Origin of the sequence: Actinophytocola sp., from assembly GCF_009379765.1 — a bacterium.
Taxonomy (GTDB): Bacteria; Actinomycetota; Actinomycetes; order Mycobacteriales; family Pseudonocardiaceae; genus Actinophytocola.
The window spans coordinates 1-19,592 of record NZ_WHTD01000041.1; the positions used below are offsets into that span (position 1 = coordinate 1).

The 19,592-nt window shown below is 71.8% G+C and carries 23 protein-coding genes and 1 pseudogene; 7 read left to right on the forward strand and 17 right to left on the reverse strand.

Annotated features, from left to right (window positions below):
- From GEV28_RS14900 to GEV28_RS14915, 4 genes are all read right to left on the reverse strand, one after another.
- Positions 1-415: hemerythrin domain-containing protein (locus tag GEV28_RS14900; protein ID WP_291412659.1), on the reverse strand; the 415-nt coding region annotated here is incomplete at its 3' end.
- A 29-nt stretch (positions 416-444) separates the two neighbouring features.
- Positions 445-1,146 carry a hypothetical protein gene (locus GEV28_RS14905; RefSeq protein ID WP_291412660.1) on the reverse strand — a complete coding sequence of 234 codons (702 nt, stop codon included), beginning with the start codon at positions 1,144-1,146 and terminating at the stop codon, positions 445-447.
- Positions 1,147-1,254: 108 nt separating this feature from the next.
- Positions 1,255-2,037, reverse strand: a complete 783-nt coding sequence (locus tag GEV28_RS14910) for a class I SAM-dependent methyltransferase (protein ID WP_291412661.1) — start codon at positions 2,035-2,037, stop codon at positions 1,255-1,257.
- 4 nt (positions 2,038-2,041) lie between these two features.
- Positions 2,042-2,218: a hypothetical protein gene (locus GEV28_RS14915; RefSeq protein ID WP_291412662.1), complete on the reverse strand. Its 177-nt coding sequence runs from the start codon at positions 2,216-2,218 to the stop codon at positions 2,042-2,044.
- Positions 2,219-2,725: 507 nt separating this feature from the next.
- Between GEV28_RS14915 and GEV28_RS14920 the strand changes: the two are divergent.
- Together GEV28_RS14920 and GEV28_RS14925 are read left to right on the forward strand one after the other, a co-directional pair.
- Positions 2,726-3,088 (forward strand): annotated as a pseudogene (locus GEV28_RS14920) (ATP-binding cassette domain-containing protein); the annotation flags it as partial.
- Positions 3,088-3,891, forward strand: coding sequence for a siderophore-interacting protein (locus tag GEV28_RS14925; protein ID WP_291412708.1), 804 nt, complete (start codon positions 3,088-3,090; stop codon positions 3,889-3,891). The pseudogene GEV28_RS14920 and the gene GEV28_RS14925, both read left to right, overlap by 1 nt.
- A 147-nt stretch (positions 3,892-4,038) precedes the next feature.
- Here GEV28_RS14925 and GEV28_RS14930 read toward each other — a convergent pair whose 3' ends face one another.
- From GEV28_RS14930 to GEV28_RS14940, 3 genes are read right to left on the reverse strand one after another with little or no spacing between them, the layout of a single operon-like run.
- Complete coding sequence (locus GEV28_RS14930; protein WP_291412663.1) at positions 4,039-5,079, reverse strand: LacI family DNA-binding transcriptional regulator; 1,041 nt, start codon at positions 5,077-5,079, stop codon at positions 4,039-4,041.
- A 22-nt stretch (positions 5,080-5,101) separates the two neighbouring features.
- Positions 5,102-5,677: a DUF305 domain-containing protein gene (locus tag GEV28_RS14935; RefSeq protein WP_291412664.1), complete on the reverse strand. Its 576-nt coding sequence runs from the start codon at positions 5,675-5,677 to the stop codon at positions 5,102-5,104.
- On the reverse strand, positions 5,674-6,528 hold the full coding sequence (locus tag GEV28_RS14940; RefSeq protein ID WP_291412665.1) for a DUF1996 domain-containing protein: 855 nt from the start codon (positions 6,526-6,528) through the stop codon (positions 5,674-5,676). The genes GEV28_RS14935 and GEV28_RS14940 overlap by 4 nt, the downstream gene beginning before the upstream one ends.
- 323 nt (positions 6,529-6,851) lie before the next feature.
- Here GEV28_RS14940 and GEV28_RS14945 point away from each other — a divergent pair, with 323 nt between their 5' ends.
- Positions 6,852-8,582 carry a discoidin domain-containing protein gene (locus tag GEV28_RS14945; protein WP_291412666.1) on the forward strand — a complete coding sequence of 577 codons (1,731 nt, stop codon included), beginning with the start codon at positions 6,852-6,854 and terminating at the stop codon, positions 8,580-8,582.
- Positions 8,583-8,598: 16 nt separating this feature from the next.
- Here GEV28_RS14945 and GEV28_RS14950 read toward each other — a convergent pair whose 3' ends face one another.
- The 8 genes from GEV28_RS14950 to GEV28_RS14985 form a co-directional block, all read right to left on the reverse strand.
- A complete protein-coding gene (locus tag GEV28_RS14950) occupies positions 8,599-9,849 on the reverse strand; it encodes a hypothetical protein (protein ID WP_291412667.1) in 1,251 nt (416 codons plus the stop codon).
- Positions 9,842-10,843 carry a TOMM precursor leader peptide-binding protein gene (locus tag GEV28_RS14955; protein WP_291412668.1) on the reverse strand — a complete coding sequence of 334 codons (1,002 nt, stop codon included), beginning with the start codon at positions 10,841-10,843 and terminating at the stop codon, positions 9,842-9,844. The genes GEV28_RS14950 and GEV28_RS14955 overlap by 8 nt, the downstream gene beginning before the upstream one ends.
- A gap of 56 nt (positions 10,844-10,899) precedes the next feature.
- Entirely contained in the window at positions 10,900-11,418 is a 519-nt protein-coding gene (locus GEV28_RS14960; protein WP_291412669.1) for a hypothetical protein, read from the reverse strand.
- An 87-nt stretch (positions 11,419-11,505) separates the two neighbouring features.
- On the reverse strand, positions 11,506-13,452 hold the full coding sequence (locus GEV28_RS14965; protein WP_291412670.1) for a M14 family zinc carboxypeptidase: 1,947 nt from the start codon (positions 13,450-13,452) through the stop codon (positions 11,506-11,508).
- Positions 13,453-13,663: 211 nt separating this feature from the next.
- The gene (locus GEV28_RS14970; protein WP_291412671.1) at positions 13,664-14,071 is read right to left on the reverse strand and encodes a response regulator transcription factor; all 408 of its coding nucleotides are present in this window, start codon (positions 14,069-14,071) and stop codon (positions 13,664-13,666) included.
- Entirely contained in the window at positions 14,068-15,126 is a 1,059-nt protein-coding gene (locus tag GEV28_RS14975) for a PAS domain-containing sensor histidine kinase (RefSeq protein ID WP_291412672.1), read from the reverse strand. The genes GEV28_RS14970 and GEV28_RS14975 overlap by 4 nt, the downstream gene beginning before the upstream one ends.
- 40 nt (positions 15,127-15,166) lie before the next feature.
- A complete protein-coding gene (locus tag GEV28_RS14980; protein WP_291412673.1) occupies positions 15,167-15,622 on the reverse strand; it encodes an ATP-binding protein in 456 nt (151 codons plus the stop codon).
- A gap of 19 nt (positions 15,623-15,641) precedes the next feature.
- Positions 15,642-16,289, reverse strand: coding sequence for a response regulator transcription factor (locus GEV28_RS14985; protein ID WP_291412674.1), 648 nt, complete (start codon positions 16,287-16,289; stop codon positions 15,642-15,644).
- Between the two features lie 518 nt (positions 16,290-16,807).
- Between GEV28_RS14985 and GEV28_RS14990 the strand changes: the two genes are divergently transcribed.
- Positions 16,808-17,050, forward strand: coding sequence for a hypothetical protein (locus GEV28_RS14990; RefSeq protein WP_291412675.1), 243 nt, complete (start codon positions 16,808-16,810; stop codon positions 17,048-17,050).
- Between the two features lie 232 nt (positions 17,051-17,282).
- On the opposite strand, the gene GEV28_RS14995 is transcribed toward GEV28_RS14990, so the two are convergent.
- On the reverse strand, positions 17,283-17,690 hold the full coding sequence (locus tag GEV28_RS14995; protein ID WP_291412676.1) for a RidA family protein: 408 nt from the start codon (positions 17,688-17,690) through the stop codon (positions 17,283-17,285).
- A 144-nt stretch (positions 17,691-17,834) separates the two neighbouring features.
- Between GEV28_RS14995 and GEV28_RS15000 the strand changes: the two genes are divergently transcribed.
- From GEV28_RS15000 to GEV28_RS15010, 3 genes are read left to right on the forward strand one after another with little or no spacing between them, the layout of a single operon-like run.
- Positions 17,835-17,999, forward strand: a complete 165-nt coding sequence (locus tag GEV28_RS15000) for a hypothetical protein (protein ID WP_291412677.1) — start codon at positions 17,835-17,837, stop codon at positions 17,997-17,999.
- Positions 17,996-18,766 (forward strand): hypothetical protein, encoded by a 771-nt coding sequence (locus GEV28_RS15005; RefSeq protein ID WP_291412678.1) that lies wholly within the window; start codon positions 17,996-17,998, stop codon positions 18,764-18,766. Before GEV28_RS15000 ends, GEV28_RS15005 begins: the two co-directional genes overlap by 4 nt.
- Positions 18,745-18,903 (forward strand): hypothetical protein, encoded by a 159-nt coding sequence (locus GEV28_RS15010; protein ID WP_291412679.1) that lies wholly within the window; start codon positions 18,745-18,747, stop codon positions 18,901-18,903. The genes GEV28_RS15005 and GEV28_RS15010 overlap by 22 nt, the downstream gene beginning before the upstream one ends.
- A 36-nt stretch (positions 18,904-18,939) precedes the next feature.
- Here the strand turns inward: GEV28_RS15010 and phoU are convergent, their stop codons facing one another.
- Positions 18,940-19,587 (reverse strand): phosphate signaling complex protein PhoU, encoded by a 648-nt coding sequence (gene phoU, locus GEV28_RS15015; protein ID WP_291412680.1) that lies wholly within the window; start codon positions 19,585-19,587, stop codon positions 18,940-18,942.
- Positions 19,588-19,592: the final 5 nt, after the last annotated feature.

Genomic DNA, 19,592 nt, shown 5'->3' on the forward strand with positions numbered 1-19,592 from the left:
CGAGCTCCCGCAGCTCCACCTCCTCGCACGCCGACCGCAGCCGGGGCAGCAGGTCGCGTTCCTCCTCCCGGATGTGGTGGCGCACGTCCTCGACCAGCGAGCGCACCAGGTCCGCGAACGTCGGGTCCGCGGCGTCGGTCCGCTCGAGCTGCTTCATCACCTCTTCGGCGTCCGCGTGCGCGGCGATCTCGCGGTCCGCGATGGCATCCCCGTCCGGAAGCACGCGGCGCACGGTCGGGTAGAGGTACTGCTCATCGGCCACCGAGTGACGCACCAGCTCGGCGGTCACCTCGTCGACCAGCGCCAGCCAGTTGCGCGCGTCGCCGCTCGCCTCGATCTCGTCGAACACGGCCTCGACGTCGCGATGGTCGGCGATGATCACGTCGAGCAGGTCCTGCTGCTTCGGGACGGTCATCCGGTCCTCCGGGCGCCGGACCGGAAACGCTAGGCGTGCGCGATGTCGATGACGAGCCTGCGAACCTTGTCGGTCTCGTCGAGCTGGGTGAAGACGCGGAACGGCAGCTTCTCGCTGACGCCGACGGCCAGGGTGCACTGGCCTTCGAAGAAGCCGGCGAACCGCACCTCGCGCAGGCTCCGCCAGCGCGCGAGCCGGCCGGAGGTGTAGAAGCGGTCGCCGGTGTCGGCGAGAACCTTGCCCGGCTGGTGCCCGGTGTCGTCGAAGCCCTGCGCCGGCGCGCGCACCACGACTTGCAGTGCGGCCTTTCCGGCGACCGGGATCGGCTTGCCGGACCCGTCGGCGGTGACGACCGGGACGTACCCGACCACATAGCCGACCTCGGCGGGGCCGTTGATGTCCAGGACGACACGGTCGAAGCAGTCGTGTTGCCCCGCGCGGACCAGGTAGAGCGCGGCGATGGAGTAGGGAGCCGTGTCCTTCCCGCCCGTGCCCCATTCGCGGCTTTCCGAGCACGTGTGGTCGTTCGTCCTCGCCCCGTCCACCGTTGCGCTCGTCGGCGGTGGCGCGGGGAGGGTGGACACGGGCCGCGCGGTGGACGGCGCCATTACCGTTTCGGTGGTGCGCGTTGTGGTCGTGTTCGATCCGGGCGACGCGGTGTTCGAGTCGCAGGCGGCGGTCGCGATGGCGGTCGCGGCCCCCACGAGTAACGCGAGCATGATTCTTCGCATCGGGAGCTCCTCATCCAGCGTTTCATTGGTGGATGGACGTTGGATCAGGCCGGCGGGTTGGTCGCGAGCCTCGAGGATCCTCGATCGCGCACGGCCGGTGACCGCGCGTCAACGCAGGTGTGCGACGGCCAGCTGGGTCATGTAGCGCTTGGTGATCCGCCCGCCGTAGCCGGTGTCGACCAGGTTCGCGATGCAGGCGAGCAACGCGCTCTGCCGGGGCTGCGGCAAGGCTCGGTGTCCCGAGTAGGTCAGCAGGAGGTCCTCGTACTCGCGGCTGCGGTAGGTCTGTTCCCACTCGTAGCGGCGGAAGCGAACGGGGCCGAACCGGCCGGACCGGTCGAACTCGGTGGAATCCGTTGGTATGCCGTCGGATCTCGACAGGCGCAAGCCCGGTGGCGTGTCGGGGTCGAAGCGTTCGTAGCACCGCTGGACCTCGGCGAAGAAGGGCTCCGTGCCACCCGCCACGTGGTGGGTCGAGACCAGGGCCAGGCTGCCTCCGGGGCGGAGGGCGTCGGCCGCCTTGCGCATCCGGACATCGGGGTCGAGCCAGTGGAAGGCCGTCGCGGACAGCACGATGTCGAACGGGTCAGCGGGAAGCGGCCAGTCCTCGAACGCCGACACGACCACCCGCGCGGTGGGGAACCCGGCGAGATGCCGCCGGGCGATGGTGGCCATGTCCTCGCTCAGCTCCACCGCGATGACCGCGCATCCGAGCCGTGCCAAGGGAAGAGTGGCCTGACCGGTACCGCAGCCGATCTCCAGCACCCGGGAGCGAGGCCCGGCGGTGAGCTCGCCGAACAGCTCGGCCGGATAGCCCGGGCGGCGGCGGTCGTAGCGCTCGGCGTCCTCGCCGAAGGTCGTCCGCAGCCGCTCCCGATCGGTTTCCGTCACGCGCTTACCGCGCGGGCTGTTCGGTCTGCTCGGTGGAGACCGCGGTGCCGCTCGTGGGCTCGACGGCAGTCTCGACGGCGGCGTGCTGTTGCTGCGGCTGCTGGCGCATGGTCGGCAGGTCCTTGCGTGCCGCGAGCCTTTCGCGGCACAGCCGTGCGAGCTGTCGTGCGTGAACGGTCATGGCTAACTCCTCGTCCACAAAGGGGTATACCCCTGCGTGGTGTTCACCACACCTGATTTATCACTGTTGAGACGCACGAACACCCGCTCGGTTCCGGTGTTCCGCCCCTGGGATGGACGTGGGACGGTCCCGGGCCTGGCGCGAGCCCGACGGGGGACACGCCGCGTGGTCGACCTGGCGACGAGCGTCACCGAGGCCGCGCGGGCCGGTACATGTGGGCCCGTCGCGGGATCACGGCGTACGTCGGGTCCTGTGTGGACTCGACGCCAGCGTTGCGGACGCCGAAGCGGGTGCACAAGCCGGAGGCCAGGTAGGCGCAACCTCGGGTGCGGTTGGGACGGGGGCCGCGCCACCGATGCCGGTCCCGGCGCAACCGCGGCGCAGCGCGTGACGACGCGGCCGCGCCGGCCTCGTGGCGGCCGGACCCCGGGCGGTCGGTTCGGAATGTTGGACTCGCGGGTCCTGGGCGTTGGACTCGCGGGTTCTGCCAGGCTGGGGGCCACCCTGCACATCGGGCTGGGCCAGCCGCTGACCACGCTGTCCGGGGGCGAGCGGCAGCGGTTGAAGCTGGCGATCAACATGGCCGAGAAGTCGTCGACCTACGTGCTGGACGAGCCGACCTCGGGCTTGCACCTGGCCGATGTGGACCAGCTGCTCGCGCTGCTGGACCGGTTGATCGACACCGGCAACACGGTGATCGTCATCGAGCACCACCAGGCCGTGATGGCCCACGCCGACTGGCTGATCGACCTCGGCCCGGGCGCCGCGCACGACGGCGGGCGGATCGTGTTCACCGGCACGCCCGCGTCGCTGGTGGCCGACGGTTCCACGTTGACCGCCCGGCACCTGCGTGAGTACGTGGGGGCGTGATGGACCTTGTGGGGTTGCTCGAGGTGACGCGGGTCCGGTCGCTGACCCCGCGCATGCGGCGGGTGAGCTTCCGGGCGCCGGACGGGTTCGAGCCGTGGCCGGACCAGCAGCTGAAGCTGTGCTTTCCGCGGGAAGGCCAAGCGATGCCGCAGCTGCCGGAGTCGTCGGGCGACGACATGCGTTGGTACCAGCAGTTCCTGGCGATCCCCGAGGACGAGCGGCCGTGGATGCGCAGCTTCACCGTGCGCGCGTTGGTCGAGTCGCGCGGCGAGATCGACATCGACTTCGTGCTCCACGGTGACACCGGCCCGGCCACCCGGTGGGCGCTGACGGCCGCGCCGGGCCAGGTGCTCGGCCGCTACGGTCCCTCGGCGGTGTACCGGCGCCCCCTGGGCTCGGGCGACTGGTCCCTGTTCGCCGGTGACGAGACGGCGCTGCCGGCGATCGGCACGCTGCTGGAGTCGTTGCCGCCGTCGGCCCGGGCCGTGGTGTACGTCGAGGTGGCCGATCCCGCGGAGGAGCAACCACTGCCTCATGCCGACGTGCGCTGGCTGCATCGCTCCGGCGGTGCGTCGTTGCTGCCCGCCGTCCGCGCCGCGGTGTTCCCGTCGGGCACGCCGTTCGCGTGGCTGGCGGGCGAGGCGGGCGCGGTCCGGGCCCTTCGCCGCCACCTGGTGACCGATCGCGGGATCGACAAGCGCCGCATCGACTTCGCCGGCTACTGGCGTGCCCGGCTGACCCAGGACGACGACCCGACCGCCGAGGACCTCGCGGAGGCGCGGGAACGCCTCGCCGCCGGGTGACCTCGGCCGGCGATGTGCACGGGCCCGATGGCGGACACGGCGACGCCGCGGGTCGACACGGCGACGCGGCGGGTCGACACGGCGACGCGGCGGGTCGGGATGGCGACGCCGCGGGTCGGGACGGCGGCGTTGCGGGCGGGGTGGGGGTCAGGTGGAGTCGCGCAGGATGAGAGTGGGTTCGAAGATCGCCGTGCTCGTCGGGGTCTCGGGGTTGCCGATCTGACGGAGTAGCAGCCTCGCCATCTCCGCGGCCATGTCCTCCACCGGCTGGCGGACCGTCGTCAGCGGCGGCTCGCAGGCCAGCGCGGCCGAGCTGTCGTCGAAGCCGACCACCGCCACGTCCCGCGGGACGCGCCGGCCCCGGGCGCGCAGCACGGCGAGAGCGCCCTGGGCCATCAGGTCCGAAGCGGCGAACACGCCGTCCAGCAAGGGATGCCGGGACAGCAGCGCGGCCATCCCCGCGGTTCCGCTCTCGCGCGTGAAGTCCCCCTCCACCCACGCCATCTCGGGATCGGCCAGCGCGTCGCGAAATCCCGTCAGCCGGTCCTGGCCCGCCGACGTGTGCTGCGGGCCGGCGATCGTCGCCACGTGGTGGCGGCCGAGCGCGCGGAGATGCCTCGCGGCCAGCGCGGCGCCCTCGGTCTGGTTCACGTCCACGTACGTGATCGGCAGGGGCTGGGTCGGGCGCGAGGACAGCACCACCGGGAAGCGGGACTCGACCAGCAGGCGCGGCAGGGGGTCGAAGGGGTCGGTATGGATCAGGATCACGCCGTCCAGCCGGCCGCGCCGCAGGTCCGACACCACCTGGGACCGGGTGGTCGCGCCGGTGGTCATCAGGACCAGGTGCACGCCGCTCCGGCCGATCACCGTCATCACACCGCGGACCACCCGGCCGAAGAACGGGTCGCCCAGCATCCGGTCCTCTTCCGGCAGCACCAGCGCGACCGCGTCGGCACGGCGGGTCACCAGCGAGCGCGCGGCCAGGTTCGGCAGGTAGCCGGTGTCGGCGATGGCCCGCTGGACCGCCTCGCGGATGGTCTCGTCCACGCTCGGCACGCCGTTGACCACCCGGGACGCCGTCGCACGCGAGACGCCGGCCACCTTCGCCACCTCCTCCAGCGTGATGCGGCGCGGCGAGGAGGAGGGCACGGCTTCTTTATACCCGCGGCCGCGGTCGTCAACGGTCAACTCAGACGGTCAACTCAGACGGTCAGCTCAGACCGTTCAGCCGGACCAGCGACGCCGCTCGCTCGGTCGCCATCCGTGTCGCGATGTCCTTCGTCGCCGGATGGGTCACCTGGTTCGCCGCCGACTCCGCCACCGTCGCGGACTCCGAGAGGTGCGCCAGCGTCAGCTGGACGAACATCGCGTCGAAGTCGGTGGCCGCCGCCAGGTCGGTCAGCTCGGACTCGGTGGGCATCCCGGGCATGTCGTGGCCCTCGTGCTGGTTCACGTACGTCACCGACTCCGCGGCCAGCATCCCGCGAAGCTCACCGAGCTCCGTGCGCCGGGCCGCTGCCAGCGATGTGGCGAACGTGCGCAGTGCGGGGGAGGCGGCCCGCGCCGCGCCCAGGTCGAGCAGCTTCACCGCCTGGTCATCGGTCGCGACGGACAGATCGACGAACGCCCGTTCGGTGACCCCGAACCCGCCCGGCGCCACCGACGCGATCGGCTCGGCGACCGGCGCGGGCGGTGGGGGAGCGGGGGCCTGCCGGCCACAGGCGGCGGTCATGAACCCACCGCCCGTGGCCAGCAGGAGGATCACGACGACGCGAAGCAGCGTCACAGTGGATACCCGTCGTGGCCGCACTTGATGACCGGCCGGATGCAGTCGCGCACCCGCCGCTCCATCTCGTCCGCGGGCCACACGTTGAAGAAGTCGCCGTGCATCGTGCGCCCGTCACCGGAGGCCAGCCGCAGCTGCGACGGGTCACCGTTGACCGGGTAGCGAAGCACCATGCGCAGCTTCGGCACCTGCACCGGATGCGCGGCCGGGCAGTTGCCGGCGACCGGGTAGGACATGTGGCTCTTGTGGTCCGCCGAGTCCAGGTTCGTGCCGTCCCAGCACTGCGGGAAGTCCAGGTAGGTCTCCAGCTGGGTGCCGGCAGGGCACGTCACGAAGTTCTTCGACGGGTTCACCTCCCCGGCGTGCAGGCACGACCACCGGGCGATGCTGTCCGCGTCCCCGGTCGCCTTCGCGTTGCCCGCGACGATCTTGAGACCGACCGGCGTCGGCTGCGTCGCGGCCGGGTTCTGCACGCCCTCACCGAGGTAGTAGAACGTGATGCCGGTCGGCACGATCGTGGTGTCCGCGCGGTAGAGCGTCGGCACCCAGTAGGAGGAGATGTCCGACGCCGGGTCGCAGTTGCCGGTGGACCCGAGCAGGTCGCCGTAGTCGGAGTGGGCGTCGGTGGCGTGGTTGCCGAAGAAGTCGTGCGAGTGCGAGGCCCCCGGAAGGCCGGGGAACACGATCGGATCGTCCGGGAGCCGGTGGCTCAGCTGGCAGTCCGCCGGGAACTCGGCCACGCGGATCACGGCGTCCGCGCGGTGCGGCTGGCCGGTGAGGCCACCGCTGACGAGTGCTCCGGCGGCGAGCGTCAGCACCAGCCCGATCTTGGCGAAGGCGCGCCATCTCATTTTCTTCCCCATTGAAGACAAACTCCCTCGAGCTCCAAGGATTTGCAGGGTCACGAGAGAGCGCTCTCACACCAGAGCATGACGTGGCTCACACTGCCGGTCAACGATTTTGTTCTGCACAGGAACAAATAGGCGCCGTTCGGCCTAGCGGACAGTGCCGAACAGCCTCTCGAACCGGACACTCTTGACACCAGGTAGCTTGGGCGGCACTCTCTGTCCGGAGAGAGCGCTCTCACGCACCCCCTGCCTCTCTTCCTTCTTTCCTGTCGCGCTGGCGGCGTTCGCCTCGGGCGTTCGCATCCGCAGCGTGCAAAGGAGCACGCATGAAATCGGTTTCCTTCCGGCGGCCACGTCGTCGCCGACTCTTGTCCATGGGGGTGGTCGCCGCCCTCGCGATCACCCTGCTCCACGTGCCCGGCCAGGCGGCCGCGGCCGGCGTCCTGCTCTCCCAGAACCGTCCGGTCACCGTGTCCTCGTCGGAGTCGGCAGCCTTCCCGGGCAGCTCCGCGGTCGACGGCGACGCCGGTACCCGGTGGTCGAGCCAGTTCGCCGACCCGCAGTGGATCCAGGTCGACCTCGGCAGCAGCGCCACCGTCGAGGAGGTGCGGCTGAACTGGGAGGCCGCCTACGCGCGGGCGTTCACCGTGCAGATCTCCAGCAACGCCACCGCATGGTCCACCGTGTACACGACGAGCGCCGGTGCGGGTGGCGACCAGACGCTCGCGATCGCCGGCACCGGCCGGTACGTGCGGCTGCAGCTGACCGCGCGGGCCACCCAGTACGGCTACTCGCTCTGGGAGTTCCAGGTCTACGGCAACGGCGGCAGTGTCGAGCCCGGGCCGGACGGCCTGCTGTCGTACGGAAAGCCGGCCACCGCGTCGACCTTCCAGGACGACGGCGCCTGCCGCGCGTGCACGCCGGCCAAGGCGACGGACCTCGACCCGGCCACCCGGTGGGCCACCAGCGCCACCACCGGCTGGGTCGACCCCGGGTGGATCACGGTCGACCTCGGCGCCACCGCCACGGTGAGCGAGGTCGTGCTGCAGTGGGACCCGGCGTTCGCGGTGTCCTACCAGCTGCAGGTCTCCGACGACAACGCCAACTGGCGCACGATCTACACCACGACCACGGGCGGCGGCTTCAAGGAGACGCTGACCGTGTCGGGCACCGGGCGGTACGTGCGGATGTACGGCACGCAGCGGTCCAACGGTTACGGCTACTCGCTGTGGGAGTTCCAGGTGTACGGCACCGGCGGCGCCCCGACGCCGCCCCCGCCGGCCCCGCCAGCGCCGGACTTCGGCCGTCTCGTGTGGAGCGACGAGTTCAACGGTCCCGACGGTTCCACCCCGGACCCTGCCAAGTGGACACCCGAGGTCGGGCCGGGCGTGAACAACGAGCTGCAGTACTACACGAACAACGACAACGCGCGGATGGACGGCGCGGGCAACCTGGTGATCCAGGCGCGGCGCGAGGTCACACCCGGCTCGGCGTGCCCGCCGGACCCGAACAGCGGTGGGAGCACGACCTGCCAGTACACCTCGGGCCGGCTCAACACCCACGGCAAGTTCGACACCACCTACGGGCGGGTCGAGGCGCGGATCAAGGCGTCGACGACGCAAGGGTTGTGGCCCGCGTTCTGGATGCTGGGCAGCAACTTCTTCGCCGGCACCCCGTGGCCGTCCAGCGGTGAGATCGACATCCTCGAGCACATCGGCCGGGAGCCGAACCTGGTGCACTCGACGTTGCACGCGCCGGCCTACTTCGGCGGTGGCGGCTTCGGGGCGCCGCTCGACCTCGGTACCGGCGTCGGGTCCGCCTTCCACGTGTTCGCGGTCGAGTGGGACGCGAGCCACATGACGTTCTTCGTGGACGGCAACCCGTTCTTCACCGTCGACCGGGCCGCGTTGGAGTCGACCAGGGGGCCATGGGTGTTCGACCACCCGTTCTTCATCATCCTCAACAACGCGGTCGGCGGCGACTGGCCGGGACCGCCCGGGCCGGGCACCGTGCTGCCGCAGAACATGATGATCGACTACGTGCGCGTCTTCCGGTAGCCGACCGGACACTGGTTCACCCGTGGCGGCGGGTGAACCAGTGCCGGTGGCCGCGGTAGAACGTGACCAGGAAGATCACCTGCAGAGTGCCTTCGATGAGGATGATCAGCGCACTGTCCAGCGCCCGCATCGGGTTCCCACCCGGCGCGAGCCCCTCGACCAGGCCGACCGCCGCGCCCGCGATGCCCTCGACCAGGATCGGCAGGCCGAACAGGCCGAACCCGGTGAGCGTCACCACGCTGCCGAGCGCCATGGCCACCGCGTAGACCCGCACGCCGCGCCGTTCCCCGGCCGGCAGGTCCACGGTCGGGTCGGCCGCCGGGCGGCGCGACAGCCGACTCCGCAGGTACCGAACGTAGGAAAGGCCGTCCTGGAACAGGTTCCGCCCGTGCAGCCACTCCATCAGCACGTAGTAGAGGTCGGTGCGCATGTACACCTGAAGCTGGATGGTCATGCTGAGCAGCACGACCAGTGCCAGCGCGGCGACCAGCCCCCGCGCGCCGGCCGGCAGCCCCGCGTGCGCGGCGAGGAGCGCGCAGCCGGCGACCACGAACGCGTCCGAGCGCAGCCCGGCCAGGTACACCCGGAACCGGCGGCGGCGAGGCACCGACCAGATCGCGGTCACGTCGGTCTGCACGACCAGGTAGTGCAGCCGGGTGGAGAACCCGATCCTGGCCGGCGCGCCGTAGGACCGCGCGGCGGCCAGGTGCATCAGCTCGTGGACGCTCAGGCTGACCGAGAACAGCGCGGTGTTGACCAGCACCGCGAGCCCGACGTACGGCGTCCAGTAGAAGTCGGATGCTTCCGGCACCAGTTCGGGGCGGCGCCACCAGGTGACCGCCGCGGCCGCCACCACGGCGCACCACACCACGGTGGCGGTCCTGCCGAACAGCCACCGCACGTGCCGCTCGCGCAGCCAGGGCAGGTGCGCCCGCGGCACGTCGGCCGGTTCCGCGACCGCCAGACCGTCCACGGCGGTCGCGAAGCCCAGCTCGAGCAGTGCCTCGACGAGCTCGGCGACGTCGAGCGCCACGTCCTGCTCGCGGTCGATCCGGTCGGCGACCCCCCGCACCGTCAGGCCCTCGCCGAGCAGCCGGACCGCGTCCGCGCCGACGCGGGGAACCTCGACGAACTCGCCGGTGTCGGCCCGGCCGACCACCACCTGGTCGGGGTCGTCGTCGCTGTCCCGGAAGGCCAGCGGGTGCAGGCGCAGCACGGTGTCCTGGCCGATGTCCACTGTGGACGATGAGACCGGGGTGTCAGCCATTGCCGCAGCTCGGGCAGTCCGGGTCATCGGGCACGTCCTTGAGGTACAGGTGGTCCCAGTGCGCGAAGTTCCAGTGCATCGCCTGGCCGGGCACCTGGGTGCGCAGCCCGCCGAGGTGGTAGACCACCTCCAGCGCGCACATGTGCCCGGTGACATTGGCGCTGGCCGCGGTCACCGCGTTCGGCGGGGCGCCCGGGAACAGCCGGCGGCCGTGCGCGACGTGTTCCTGAGCCGACGCCTTGCGGTGCAGGCACTCCCAGCAGCCGGTCTCGCCGGGCCGGAAATGGCCGACCACCGCCATCGGTCCGGTGTAGAGCGCCATGAACCACGGCGTGCCCGTGCGCAGCGCGGCTTCGTTGGTCCAGCGCGAGATGTCCGGCTGCGGCTCGTCCGCGCACAGCACGAACACGTCCCGACCGGCCATCAGGTCGGCGATGTCATCGGCGCAGGTCGCCCGCAGCTCCTCGCCGGTGACGCGCACCAGCGAGTTCATCTCCCGCAGCCGCTCGACCGCCCGCTTCACCTTCGACAGGCCGACATCGGACTCGGTGTAGAGCAGCTGCCGGCACAGGTTCTCCTCCTCGACGACGTCGAAGTCGACGCAGTGCACGGTGCCGACCCCGCTCGCGACGAGGCCCGCGGCGACCGCCGAGCCGGTGCCGCCGAGACCGAGCACCGCGACGGAGGACTTCTTCAGGCGGGCCTGGATCTCGTACGGCGACTCGCGCGGCTGGTCGTCGATCCAGGCGAAGTAGTGCCGGGGCGAGGCGTAGCGGGCCGCCTCGCGTTCGCTGATCGGCAGCGGCGCGGCGGCGTCTTCGAGGAACCCGTTCGCGGCGAGCTCGGCGATCGCCTCGCGGACGCCGCCGGGATCGAGGTCGGGCAGCTCGGCGCAGACCGCGTCGGCGTCCCGGGTGCCGTCCAGCAGCACCAGGATCCGTTCCAGCGTGCCGTCCTCGTCGTCCTCGATCTCCGCCGCCACGCCGTACTGCATGAGCCCGAGGACGATGCGGTTGCCCGGCAGGGCGAAGGAACCAGGATCACGGGACCCTAGACCGTCGACAGGCGAAGGGTGGCCGCGCCGTCCGCGACCGCGGCCATCGTCAGGCGCACCCGGTTGAGCGTGAACACCGCGCCGGGGTGCCCGGTGAGGGTGGCCGTCGGGACGTCGCCCGCGACGATCCCCGTCCCGCAGCGGGGGTCGCCGTCGCAGCCGACGGTGAACGACCCGCCGGCGATCACGGCCACCATCGACACCTCGTCACCGGTGATCGTCTCGAGGCTGACGTAGCTCAGTCCGAAGGCCGGGTCGACCGGGATGACGGTCGGCGCGGTGACCCGGACCTCGCACGTGCCGTCCGTGCACGCGTTCACGTTGCCGCCGTCCGCCGGTGGCGTGGCCGGGGGCGGGGGAGCGGTGGTGGTGGTCGTTGTCGTTGTCGCCGTGGTGGTTGTTGTCGTCGTTGTCGTCGGCTCGGTCGAGGGGCCGGACGCGGCGCCGCCGGTCCGGGACATGCAGCCGGGCAGCACCAGGAGTGCGGCCAGCAGTGCCGCGGCTCGTCGGGTCATGGTCCACAGCAGACCACGGCGGGCCCGGGACCACTCCCGGGGGCGGTGGCCGTGACCGCAACCGGCCACGGCCACCACGGGAGGGAGCTACTGGTTCAGCAGTTCCTCGTGGTCACGGGCGACCCGGACCAGCTCCAGCAGGCCGTCGGCGTACTCCTGGGACTCCGCGTGTGCCTCGGGGAACGGCGGCTGGAAGCCCATGCCCTCCCACTCGCCGGTCGCCGCGTTCCAGCGGTCGTTGCCGATCTCGAAGTCCCACGCGTAGATGCCCAGCTCGTAGTACAGCTGGTCGGCGGAGTTGCCGGCCGCCGAGTACAGCACGTCGGCCACCGGGCCGGTGCGCGACGGCCAGGTGACCGTGCTGCGGCCGCCGGCGATGGCCCCGACGATGCGCTTGGCGCTCGCCTGGAACAACGTCGACTCCTCGGTGGACGGCCGGGGCAGGGTGATCCGGCCCGGCATCGCGTACGCCCCCGGCGGCCACATGAAGTACCCGCCGTAGCTGTGCACGTTCATCCCGAACCTGATGTTCGGGTGCGCCGCGGCCAGGTCGACCACGTTGTTGGCCTCCGCCTCCGACAGCTCCGCGGTGCCGGCGTACGTGCCGGACAGGCAGTTCGTCGTCGACGCGCCCACGTAGCCGTCGAACACCGAGCCGACCGTGTAGTTCCGGTTGACGTCCACGCCCCACGAGTCGGCGAACCGGGGGTCGCGCTGAGCCCCGGTGCAGTGGTTGGACATGTTCTTGCGCTGGAAGTTCGCGTCGTTGAACGAGTAGTTCGCGCCGTCCGGGTTGACCGTCGGGATCACGAACACCTCGACGTCCTCCAGGAGTTGGCGGGTCTCCTCGTCGGTCGCGTAGTTGGCGAGCAGCCGCTCCGCGAACTCCAGCGTGACGAGCGGCGTCGCCCACTCGCGCGCGTGCTCCTGGGAGTAGGCCAGCACGCCGATCCGCGAGCCGTCCCGGTGCGCGCCGATGCGCAGCGCCTGCACGGTCCACGGCTTGTGCGGCACGCCGGCCGGCGCGTCGAGGCCGTCGGACATCCGCGCGGGACCGGCCACCGGCATGACCTTGCCGGCCGAGCCGTCCTCGACGAACGCGGTGAACCGCTGCGGGAACCGGGCACCGATGAGCGCGGCGACCTGGTCGGTGGTGCTGATGACCGCGCCGTCGCGGTCGGTCGCGAGCGACACGGTCAGCACCCGGTCGCGCCAGGTGGCCCGCGCGGGCCGGTTCGGCTTGCCCGGGTCGACCGTGCGGACCTGCCAGCCGTTGGGCCCCTGGTCGCCGTACTGCACGGACTCGACGACGACCGCCGCGATCGCCGGGTCGCCGACGTAGGTGGTCGCGGTGCGGCGGTAGCCCTGGGTCTTGTTGGGCAGGTCGACGACGTCGACGAGGTCCCGGTACTGGCGGGCCAGCCGCGCGACGCGGGCCTTGATGTCGACCGGCGTCATGTACGCGTCGACGAAGTCGTGCTGGTAGCCCTCGGGGAGCTCCGGCGGGGTCGCGCCGGGCCACAGCGTCGGGGTGATCGTCCGGCTGACACCGCCGAGGCTCGACGTCGCGGTCACCTGCACCGGCTTCGCGGGCACCGGCTGCGGCGACGCGATGTGGTACTGGTACTCGCCGGCGTCCTCGAACCGCTGCAGCGGGAAGGAGCCGGTCGTGCCGTCCGCGGTCCGCCAGCCCACCGTGATCTCGACCTCGGGGTCGAACACGGCGGTGGTGGCGACCCGGGTCTCGAGGAACGTCCGGCCGTCCGTGGTCCACCAGTAGGCGGACAGGAACTGCAGGGTGTCCGCGGCCGCGCGCTGGGCGGCGCCGACCCGCGACTTCGCGGCCTGCACGCTCTGCGCGTACCTGGCGGTGCCGTCCTGCTCGCGCTGGATCAGCTGCAGCGGCTCGGCGCCCTTGGCGACGAGGCCGTCGAGCTGGGTGCCGGTGAGCACGAGGTCGGCGATCAGCTTCCCGTCGGGGGTGCGCCCCGACGTGGCGACGTCGGCGCCGCTCGCCAGGAGCTGGTCGAGCATCGACTCGGCGGGTAGTCAGCCGCACGAGGGCGACCTCGTCGGCGGCCACGCTGACCTTCGCGCCGGGTGGCGCCGCCGTGGCCGGCGTTGTGCTTGCTGCGAACGTGGCGGTACACAGCAGGGCGACGGCCGCGGCCGCATTGCCCCATCCGCGCTTGGACATGGCGCCTCCCGAACGAGAGTGTGGTGGGCCAATCCTTCCCGACCACCGTTAGGAGTCAAAGAGTTTCGTCCTGCGAAACCAACCGGCGCCCGCTCGACGCACCGCCGCGACGATCTCGGTGTTCGGCGCGCCCTTCAGGAGGTACTCGGCGATGCCCGCGCGGGTCATCTCGGCCACCGTGCCCGAGTCGTCGTAGGCGGAGAACGCCAGGATGCGCGTCGCGGGCGAGCGTTCCCGGATCTCCCGCGCCGCGCGTGGGCCGCCGCCGCCCGGCATCCGGACGTCGAGCACGGCAACCGCGGGAGCGTGTCGCTCGGCCAGCGCGATGGCCTCGTCGGCGTCCCCGGCCACGGCGACCACCGCGATGTCCGGCTCGGCCTCGAGCACCTCACGCAGGGCGTCGCGGATCATCGGGTCGTCGTCGGAGATGAGCACGCGCAGCGGTTCGGACGTCATGGCGCCACGCCGGGGTCCGGGTCGGCCGGCAGCCAGAACTCGACGGTGGTGCCGCGGTCGGGCGCGCCGCGGATCGTCCACCAGCCGCCCGCCGTCTCCGCCCGCTCGCGCATCTCGATCAGACCGAAGTGCTCGTGCGGCTCGGGCGGGGTGCCCGGCGGGGCGTACCCCTGCCCGTCGTCGGTCACCCGGCCAAGGACTCCATCGTCCACAGTGGACAACTCGATGAGGATCGAGGTCGCCCGGGCGTGCTTGCGCACGTTGGTGAGTGCCTCCTGGCAGATCCGGAAGATCGTGATCGCGGTCTCGGTCGGCGGCTCCCGGTCGAGCTCCGCGTGCAGGGTCGGGGTGACCCCCCACCCGGTAACCGCGTCCCGGAGGTAGTCGCCGAGCGCGTGGACCAGCCCGTGCCGGTCGATCGCGGTCGGGCGCAGCTGGAACACGAGGCCGCGCAGCCGGCTGATGGTGCCGCGCACGGCGTCGTCGAGCTGGGCGAGCGTCGCGGTGTGCTCGGCCGGCAACCGGCCGGCGAGCAGTTGCAGCCGCATGCCGACCGCGACCATCGACTGGATGGAGTCGTCGTGCACGTCCCAGGCGATGCGCCTGCGCTCCTTCTCCTGTGCCTGCACCAGGTGGCCCAGCAACCGGCGCCGCTCGTCGAGCTGCTGCTCGGCCGTGCGCCGCTCGGTCAGGTCGCCGGTGACCTTGCCGAACCCGCGGAGCCGGCCGGTGTCGTCGTGCAGGGCGGTGATGACGACGTGGGCCCAGAAGGGGGTGCCGTCCTTGCGGATGCGCCAGCCCTCGTCATCGAGGCGGCCCTCGGCCACGGCGGTCTCGAGCTCGCGGCGGGGTTTGCCGGCGGCGACGTCCTCGGGTGGGTAGAGGACGGAGAAGTGCTCGCCGATGATCTCCTCGGCGGTGTAGCCCTTGATGCGTTCGGCGCCGGCGTTCCAGCTCAGGACGTGCCCGGTCGGGTCGAGCATGAAGATCGCATAGTCCAGGACGCTCCCGACGAGCAGCCGGAAGTCGGCCCCCAGCGGAGTCGCGTCGGACATGGCGTAACTGTGCCCGATGCGGGCGGTCGGGACCAACGGCTCAGGCCGGCGCCGGGTTCGGGATCGGGGTCGGGGTCGCTGGAAGGTCACACCACACGACCTTCCCGCGACCCCGCCTCGACACACCCCACGCCGTGGACAGGCGTTCGACCAGACGCATACCCAGGCCGCGGTGACCGGACCGCAGGACGGTCGGCGGCCGGGGGCTGTCGTCGGACACCTCGACGCGGATCCCCGTGGACACCTCCACCAAGCGCACCACCGGCTGCCCATGTGCGTGCAACAGCACGTTGCTCACCAGCTCGGACACCACCTGCGCGGCGTCCTGCCAACTCTGGTGGCCCCACCCGGTCAGCGTCGTGCGGGTGAACTCGCGCGCCAGTGCGGCACTGCGGTGGCTCTCCGGAAGCCGAACCTCCGTGTGCGTCAGGGCATCTGCGTCCACGTGTGCACTGTCCGGCAACACCGCGCCGGCGGCGAGACGCAGTGAGCTCACGCCGCCTGGTGCAAACGCATCAGTCGACGAGGCCCTCGCGTCGGGCGATGGCGACCGCCTCGAGCTTGGAGCGGGCGCCGAGCTTGTCGAGGATGCGCTGCACGTGGTTGCGGACGGTGTTGCGGGTGACCCCCAGCCGCGCGCCGATCTCGTCGGTGCTCGCGCCGTTCGCGAGGAGTCCCAAGGTTTCCTGCTCGCGGGCGGTGAGCGAGGTGCCGGCGCCGCGGACCCGGCCGGTGAGCCGGTCGAGCACGCCGGCGAGCAGGCCCGGGCCGAACGCCACCTCGCCGGCCGCGACCTGGCGGACCGCGGTCTCCAGCTCCTCCAGCCGGGAGGACTTGAGCACCAGCCCCGCGCCGCCGGCCTCGGCGACCCGGGTGGCGACCGAGGTGGTGGCCTCCCCGGTGAGCACGAGCACCCGGGCGCCGGTGACGGACAGGTCCCGGATCGCGCCGATGCCGTCGCCGTCGGGGAGCCTGCGGTCGAGCACCACGACATCGGGGCGGTGCAACCGGGTCTCGGCGAGCGCCTCGGCGATGGAGCGGGCCCGCGCGACGACCGTGATGCCCTCGGCTCGTTCGAGGGCCAGCCCGATGGCCTCCGCGACCATGTCGTGGTCCTCGACGAGCACCACCCGGCTCGGCGGCGTCGTCGGTGTCGAAGGCATACGGCTCGAGTCCCTGGACGACTGCGGAATAGGCGGACAGTGATGGTACCGCCGTTGCGCCGTTCGGACGTGACCAACGGCACGGTGGGGCGGGAACGGATCAGGGGGGTGCTCCGTTGTACTGAATGGTCGCTGCCTGGAGCCAGGAAGTAGCTGGGGTTTTCCGGCGGTGTGTTTCCCCCAAGCACCGTCGACGTACCTGAGCTTTCTTGCGCCAGCGACCAAGAACCGTCGGCCGGACGGGTCCCCCACCCGCCGGCCGGCGGTCCAAGCCCAGCCTCCCGCGAATGTCCTCTTCGGACTGACCGGCGAGGCTGGGCCCGTCCGGGGGCGCCGGTTCCGCCGCGGCGTCGAGAAAGGGCCCCGTCCCCTGCTACGGTTTTCCCGTGACTGCCGGGTCGGCCCTCCGAGGCCATGAGCTCGTTGGGTCCCCGGCCACGCCGTGATCACCCGGCGGGCCAGGGGCCCGCCGCCTCCTGCGTGTTTCTCTCCAAGGGACACGGAAGGGAGGTGATCACATGTCCCATGTCTCCACTGCCGTCTGGCAGGAGTTCCTCGCCGAGCACGGTGACGGTCGCGCGTTCGACGCGGTCGTCACGAAGGTGCTGCCGTTCGGCGCGCTCGTCGAGACAGCGCCGGGTGTTCCGGGGCTGCTTCCGCGCGGCGCGTGGACCAGCGAGCCCGAGCACGGTTCGACCATCGCGGTCCGCATCGCGACCGCTGACGTCGAGCAGCGTCGGGTGAGTGTCGTGCCGGCGTGACCGACGGGGTGCGGGGGCAGGTTGAGGCTGCCCCCGCACCTCGGGCAGCCTAAGAAAACCAGGGCTTGCGCGCGACCCCCGCCGAGCACGACCTGGTCGGCCGTCGTGGGCCCGGAAAAGCAGGAAACAGTCGTACACCCGCGCGACGCTCGGCCTGCTGGTGTCGATCATCGCCGGTGCTTACCGTGCGTCCCGAGTCACTCGCCGAACGTTACCCGAGACCTCGCAACGGTCACCCCACCGGCCGGGTCGGATGCCGTTGTATCCGCGCGGTCACCTCGATCTCGATGCGCATCGCCGGGTCGGCCAGGCCGCACACCTGCATCGTCGCGGCCGGGCGGACCTCGCCGAAGCATTCCCGCAGCACCGGCCAGCACGGCTCGAAGTCGGCGCGGTCGGGGAGGAGATACCGGACCCGGACGACGTCGGCGAACCCGGCGCCGGCCTCGGTGAGCGCCGCCCCGATGTTCGCGAGGCACTGTTTCGCCTGCGCCACGACGTCGTCCGCGATCGTCATCGTCGCGTAGTCGTAGCCGGTGGTGCCGGAGACGTGGACCCAGTCGCCGTCCACGACCGCGCGGGCGTAGCCGATCCGCTCCTCGAACGTCGACCCGGACACGATCGATCTGCGTGTGTGCACGGTCCGACCCTATGGTCGGTGGAAACCCGCTCGACCTGGAGTTCCGGATCCGGCACAAGTACCGGCCGTTCGACCTGATCGCCCCGCGGTTCGTCCAGTACGACACGGCCGTCGGGCGCGTCCGGTCGACGCTGGTCGACACCGGTGGACGGCGCCGTGGTGGCGTCGGTGCCGGCGGCGCTGCCCGCGCCGTTCGGCTTCACCGTGGTGGTCAACGAGAACGCGGTGACGGTGCTGGCCGACCCGACCGGGACGGGCACCGGCTGGCAGCCGCTGCTGACCGAGCGGGAACGGCGTGCGGCGCGGTGATCGACCTGCGCGACCCGCGGGTGCTGGGTGGGCTGAGCTACGGCTACGGCGGTCGCGGCGACGTGCTGCTCGGCCGGGTGCGGGCCGGGTACTTCGGCCAGGCAGGCGTGCGCGACCCGCACGTCGTGCAGCACGCCGACGGCCGCCCGGTCATCCGCGGCGGCAAGCTCTACCTGACGCTCACCAACGCCGGGCTCGGGTTCTTCCAGCAGGCGCACTGGGCGGTGTGGACGCTGGACCTGGCGGACCCGACCCGGCTGGAGCAGGTCGCGACGCTGTTCTTCACGCGCGACGGGGTGGTGCTGGGCGACCACGCCGGCCAGATCGTGTACGACCGCGGCCGGTTCATCCTGGCCATGAGCTCCTGGGGCGACTTCGACTTCGCCGGCGTGCACGTCCGGCACGCGACGACGACCGCCGACGTGCTGTCCGGCGTGCACGTGCTGGCCACCGAGCCGCTGCCGCTGCCCACCGAGGTGAGCTCCTGGGACCCGGCGCTGACCCGGATCGGCGGCCGGTGGCACGTGGCGTTCGTGGAGAGCCCGGCCCAGCAGCCGGCGTTCGAGTTCCACCCCGCGCTGGCGGCGGGCCCGCGTGGCGCCGGCCGTGCCGAGGACCTCGCGCTGCTGGGCGCCGAACCTCGGTGGACCAGACCGAGGGCACGATCCTCCAGTGCTTCGGCGGACAGTGGTACGTCCTGGCGAGCGACGGCGACGCCCGCGAGTACAAGGTCTACGACCCGCGGATGCGGTTGCTGGGCACGATGAACGCGCCGTACGGCACGAACATCCCGCACCCGATGGCGGTCCCGGTCCGCGACGGCTGGTGGCTGCTGACCTTCGACGGCACCCAGTACGCCGAGCCGGTGCTGGGGTACGGCGGCCACCGCGACTTCGTCGTATGACCGGCTGATCGCGGCGCGGCCGCGGGCCGCGCGGGCTCAGCCGGCCGGGATGGCGCCCGTCACCGCGAAGTCGAGGCGTTTGGCCACCGAGACCGTCTGGTCGGCGAAGCGCTCGTAGTACCGGGCGAGCAGTGCCAGCGACATCGCCGACGGGACGCCGTGCGACCAGCCTGGGGCGGTGATCGCGGCCATCACGCCGGCGTGTAGGGCGTCGACCTTCTGGTCGGTCTCGTTCAGCTCGGCGAAGCCGCACGCGTCCGGGTGGCGGACCAGCTCGACGAGCCGCTCGGCCATCGCCACGGTGATCCGGCCCAGCTCGGCGAACGCGTCCGCCAGCTCGGCCGGCACCGGGGCGTCGGGGTGGGTGAGCCGGACATGGTCGGCGACGTGCGCGGCCAGGTCGCCCATGCGCTCGATCTTGTTCGTGCAGTACACCGCGGAGAGCACCACCCGCAGGTCCGTGGCCACCGGCGCCTGCAACGCCAGCACCTGCTGCGCCAGGTCCTCGCACCGGTCCCGCCCGCGGTCGAGCTCGGCGTCCTCGTCCTGCACCCGTCTGGCCAGCTCCACGTCCCCCGTCCGCACCGCCTGACCGGCCGATCGCATCGCTTCGGCGGCGTGCGCGCACATCTCGGCCAGCTGCTCGCGGAGCTCGTTCAGCTGGCTGTGGAATGTCTCTCGCATGGATC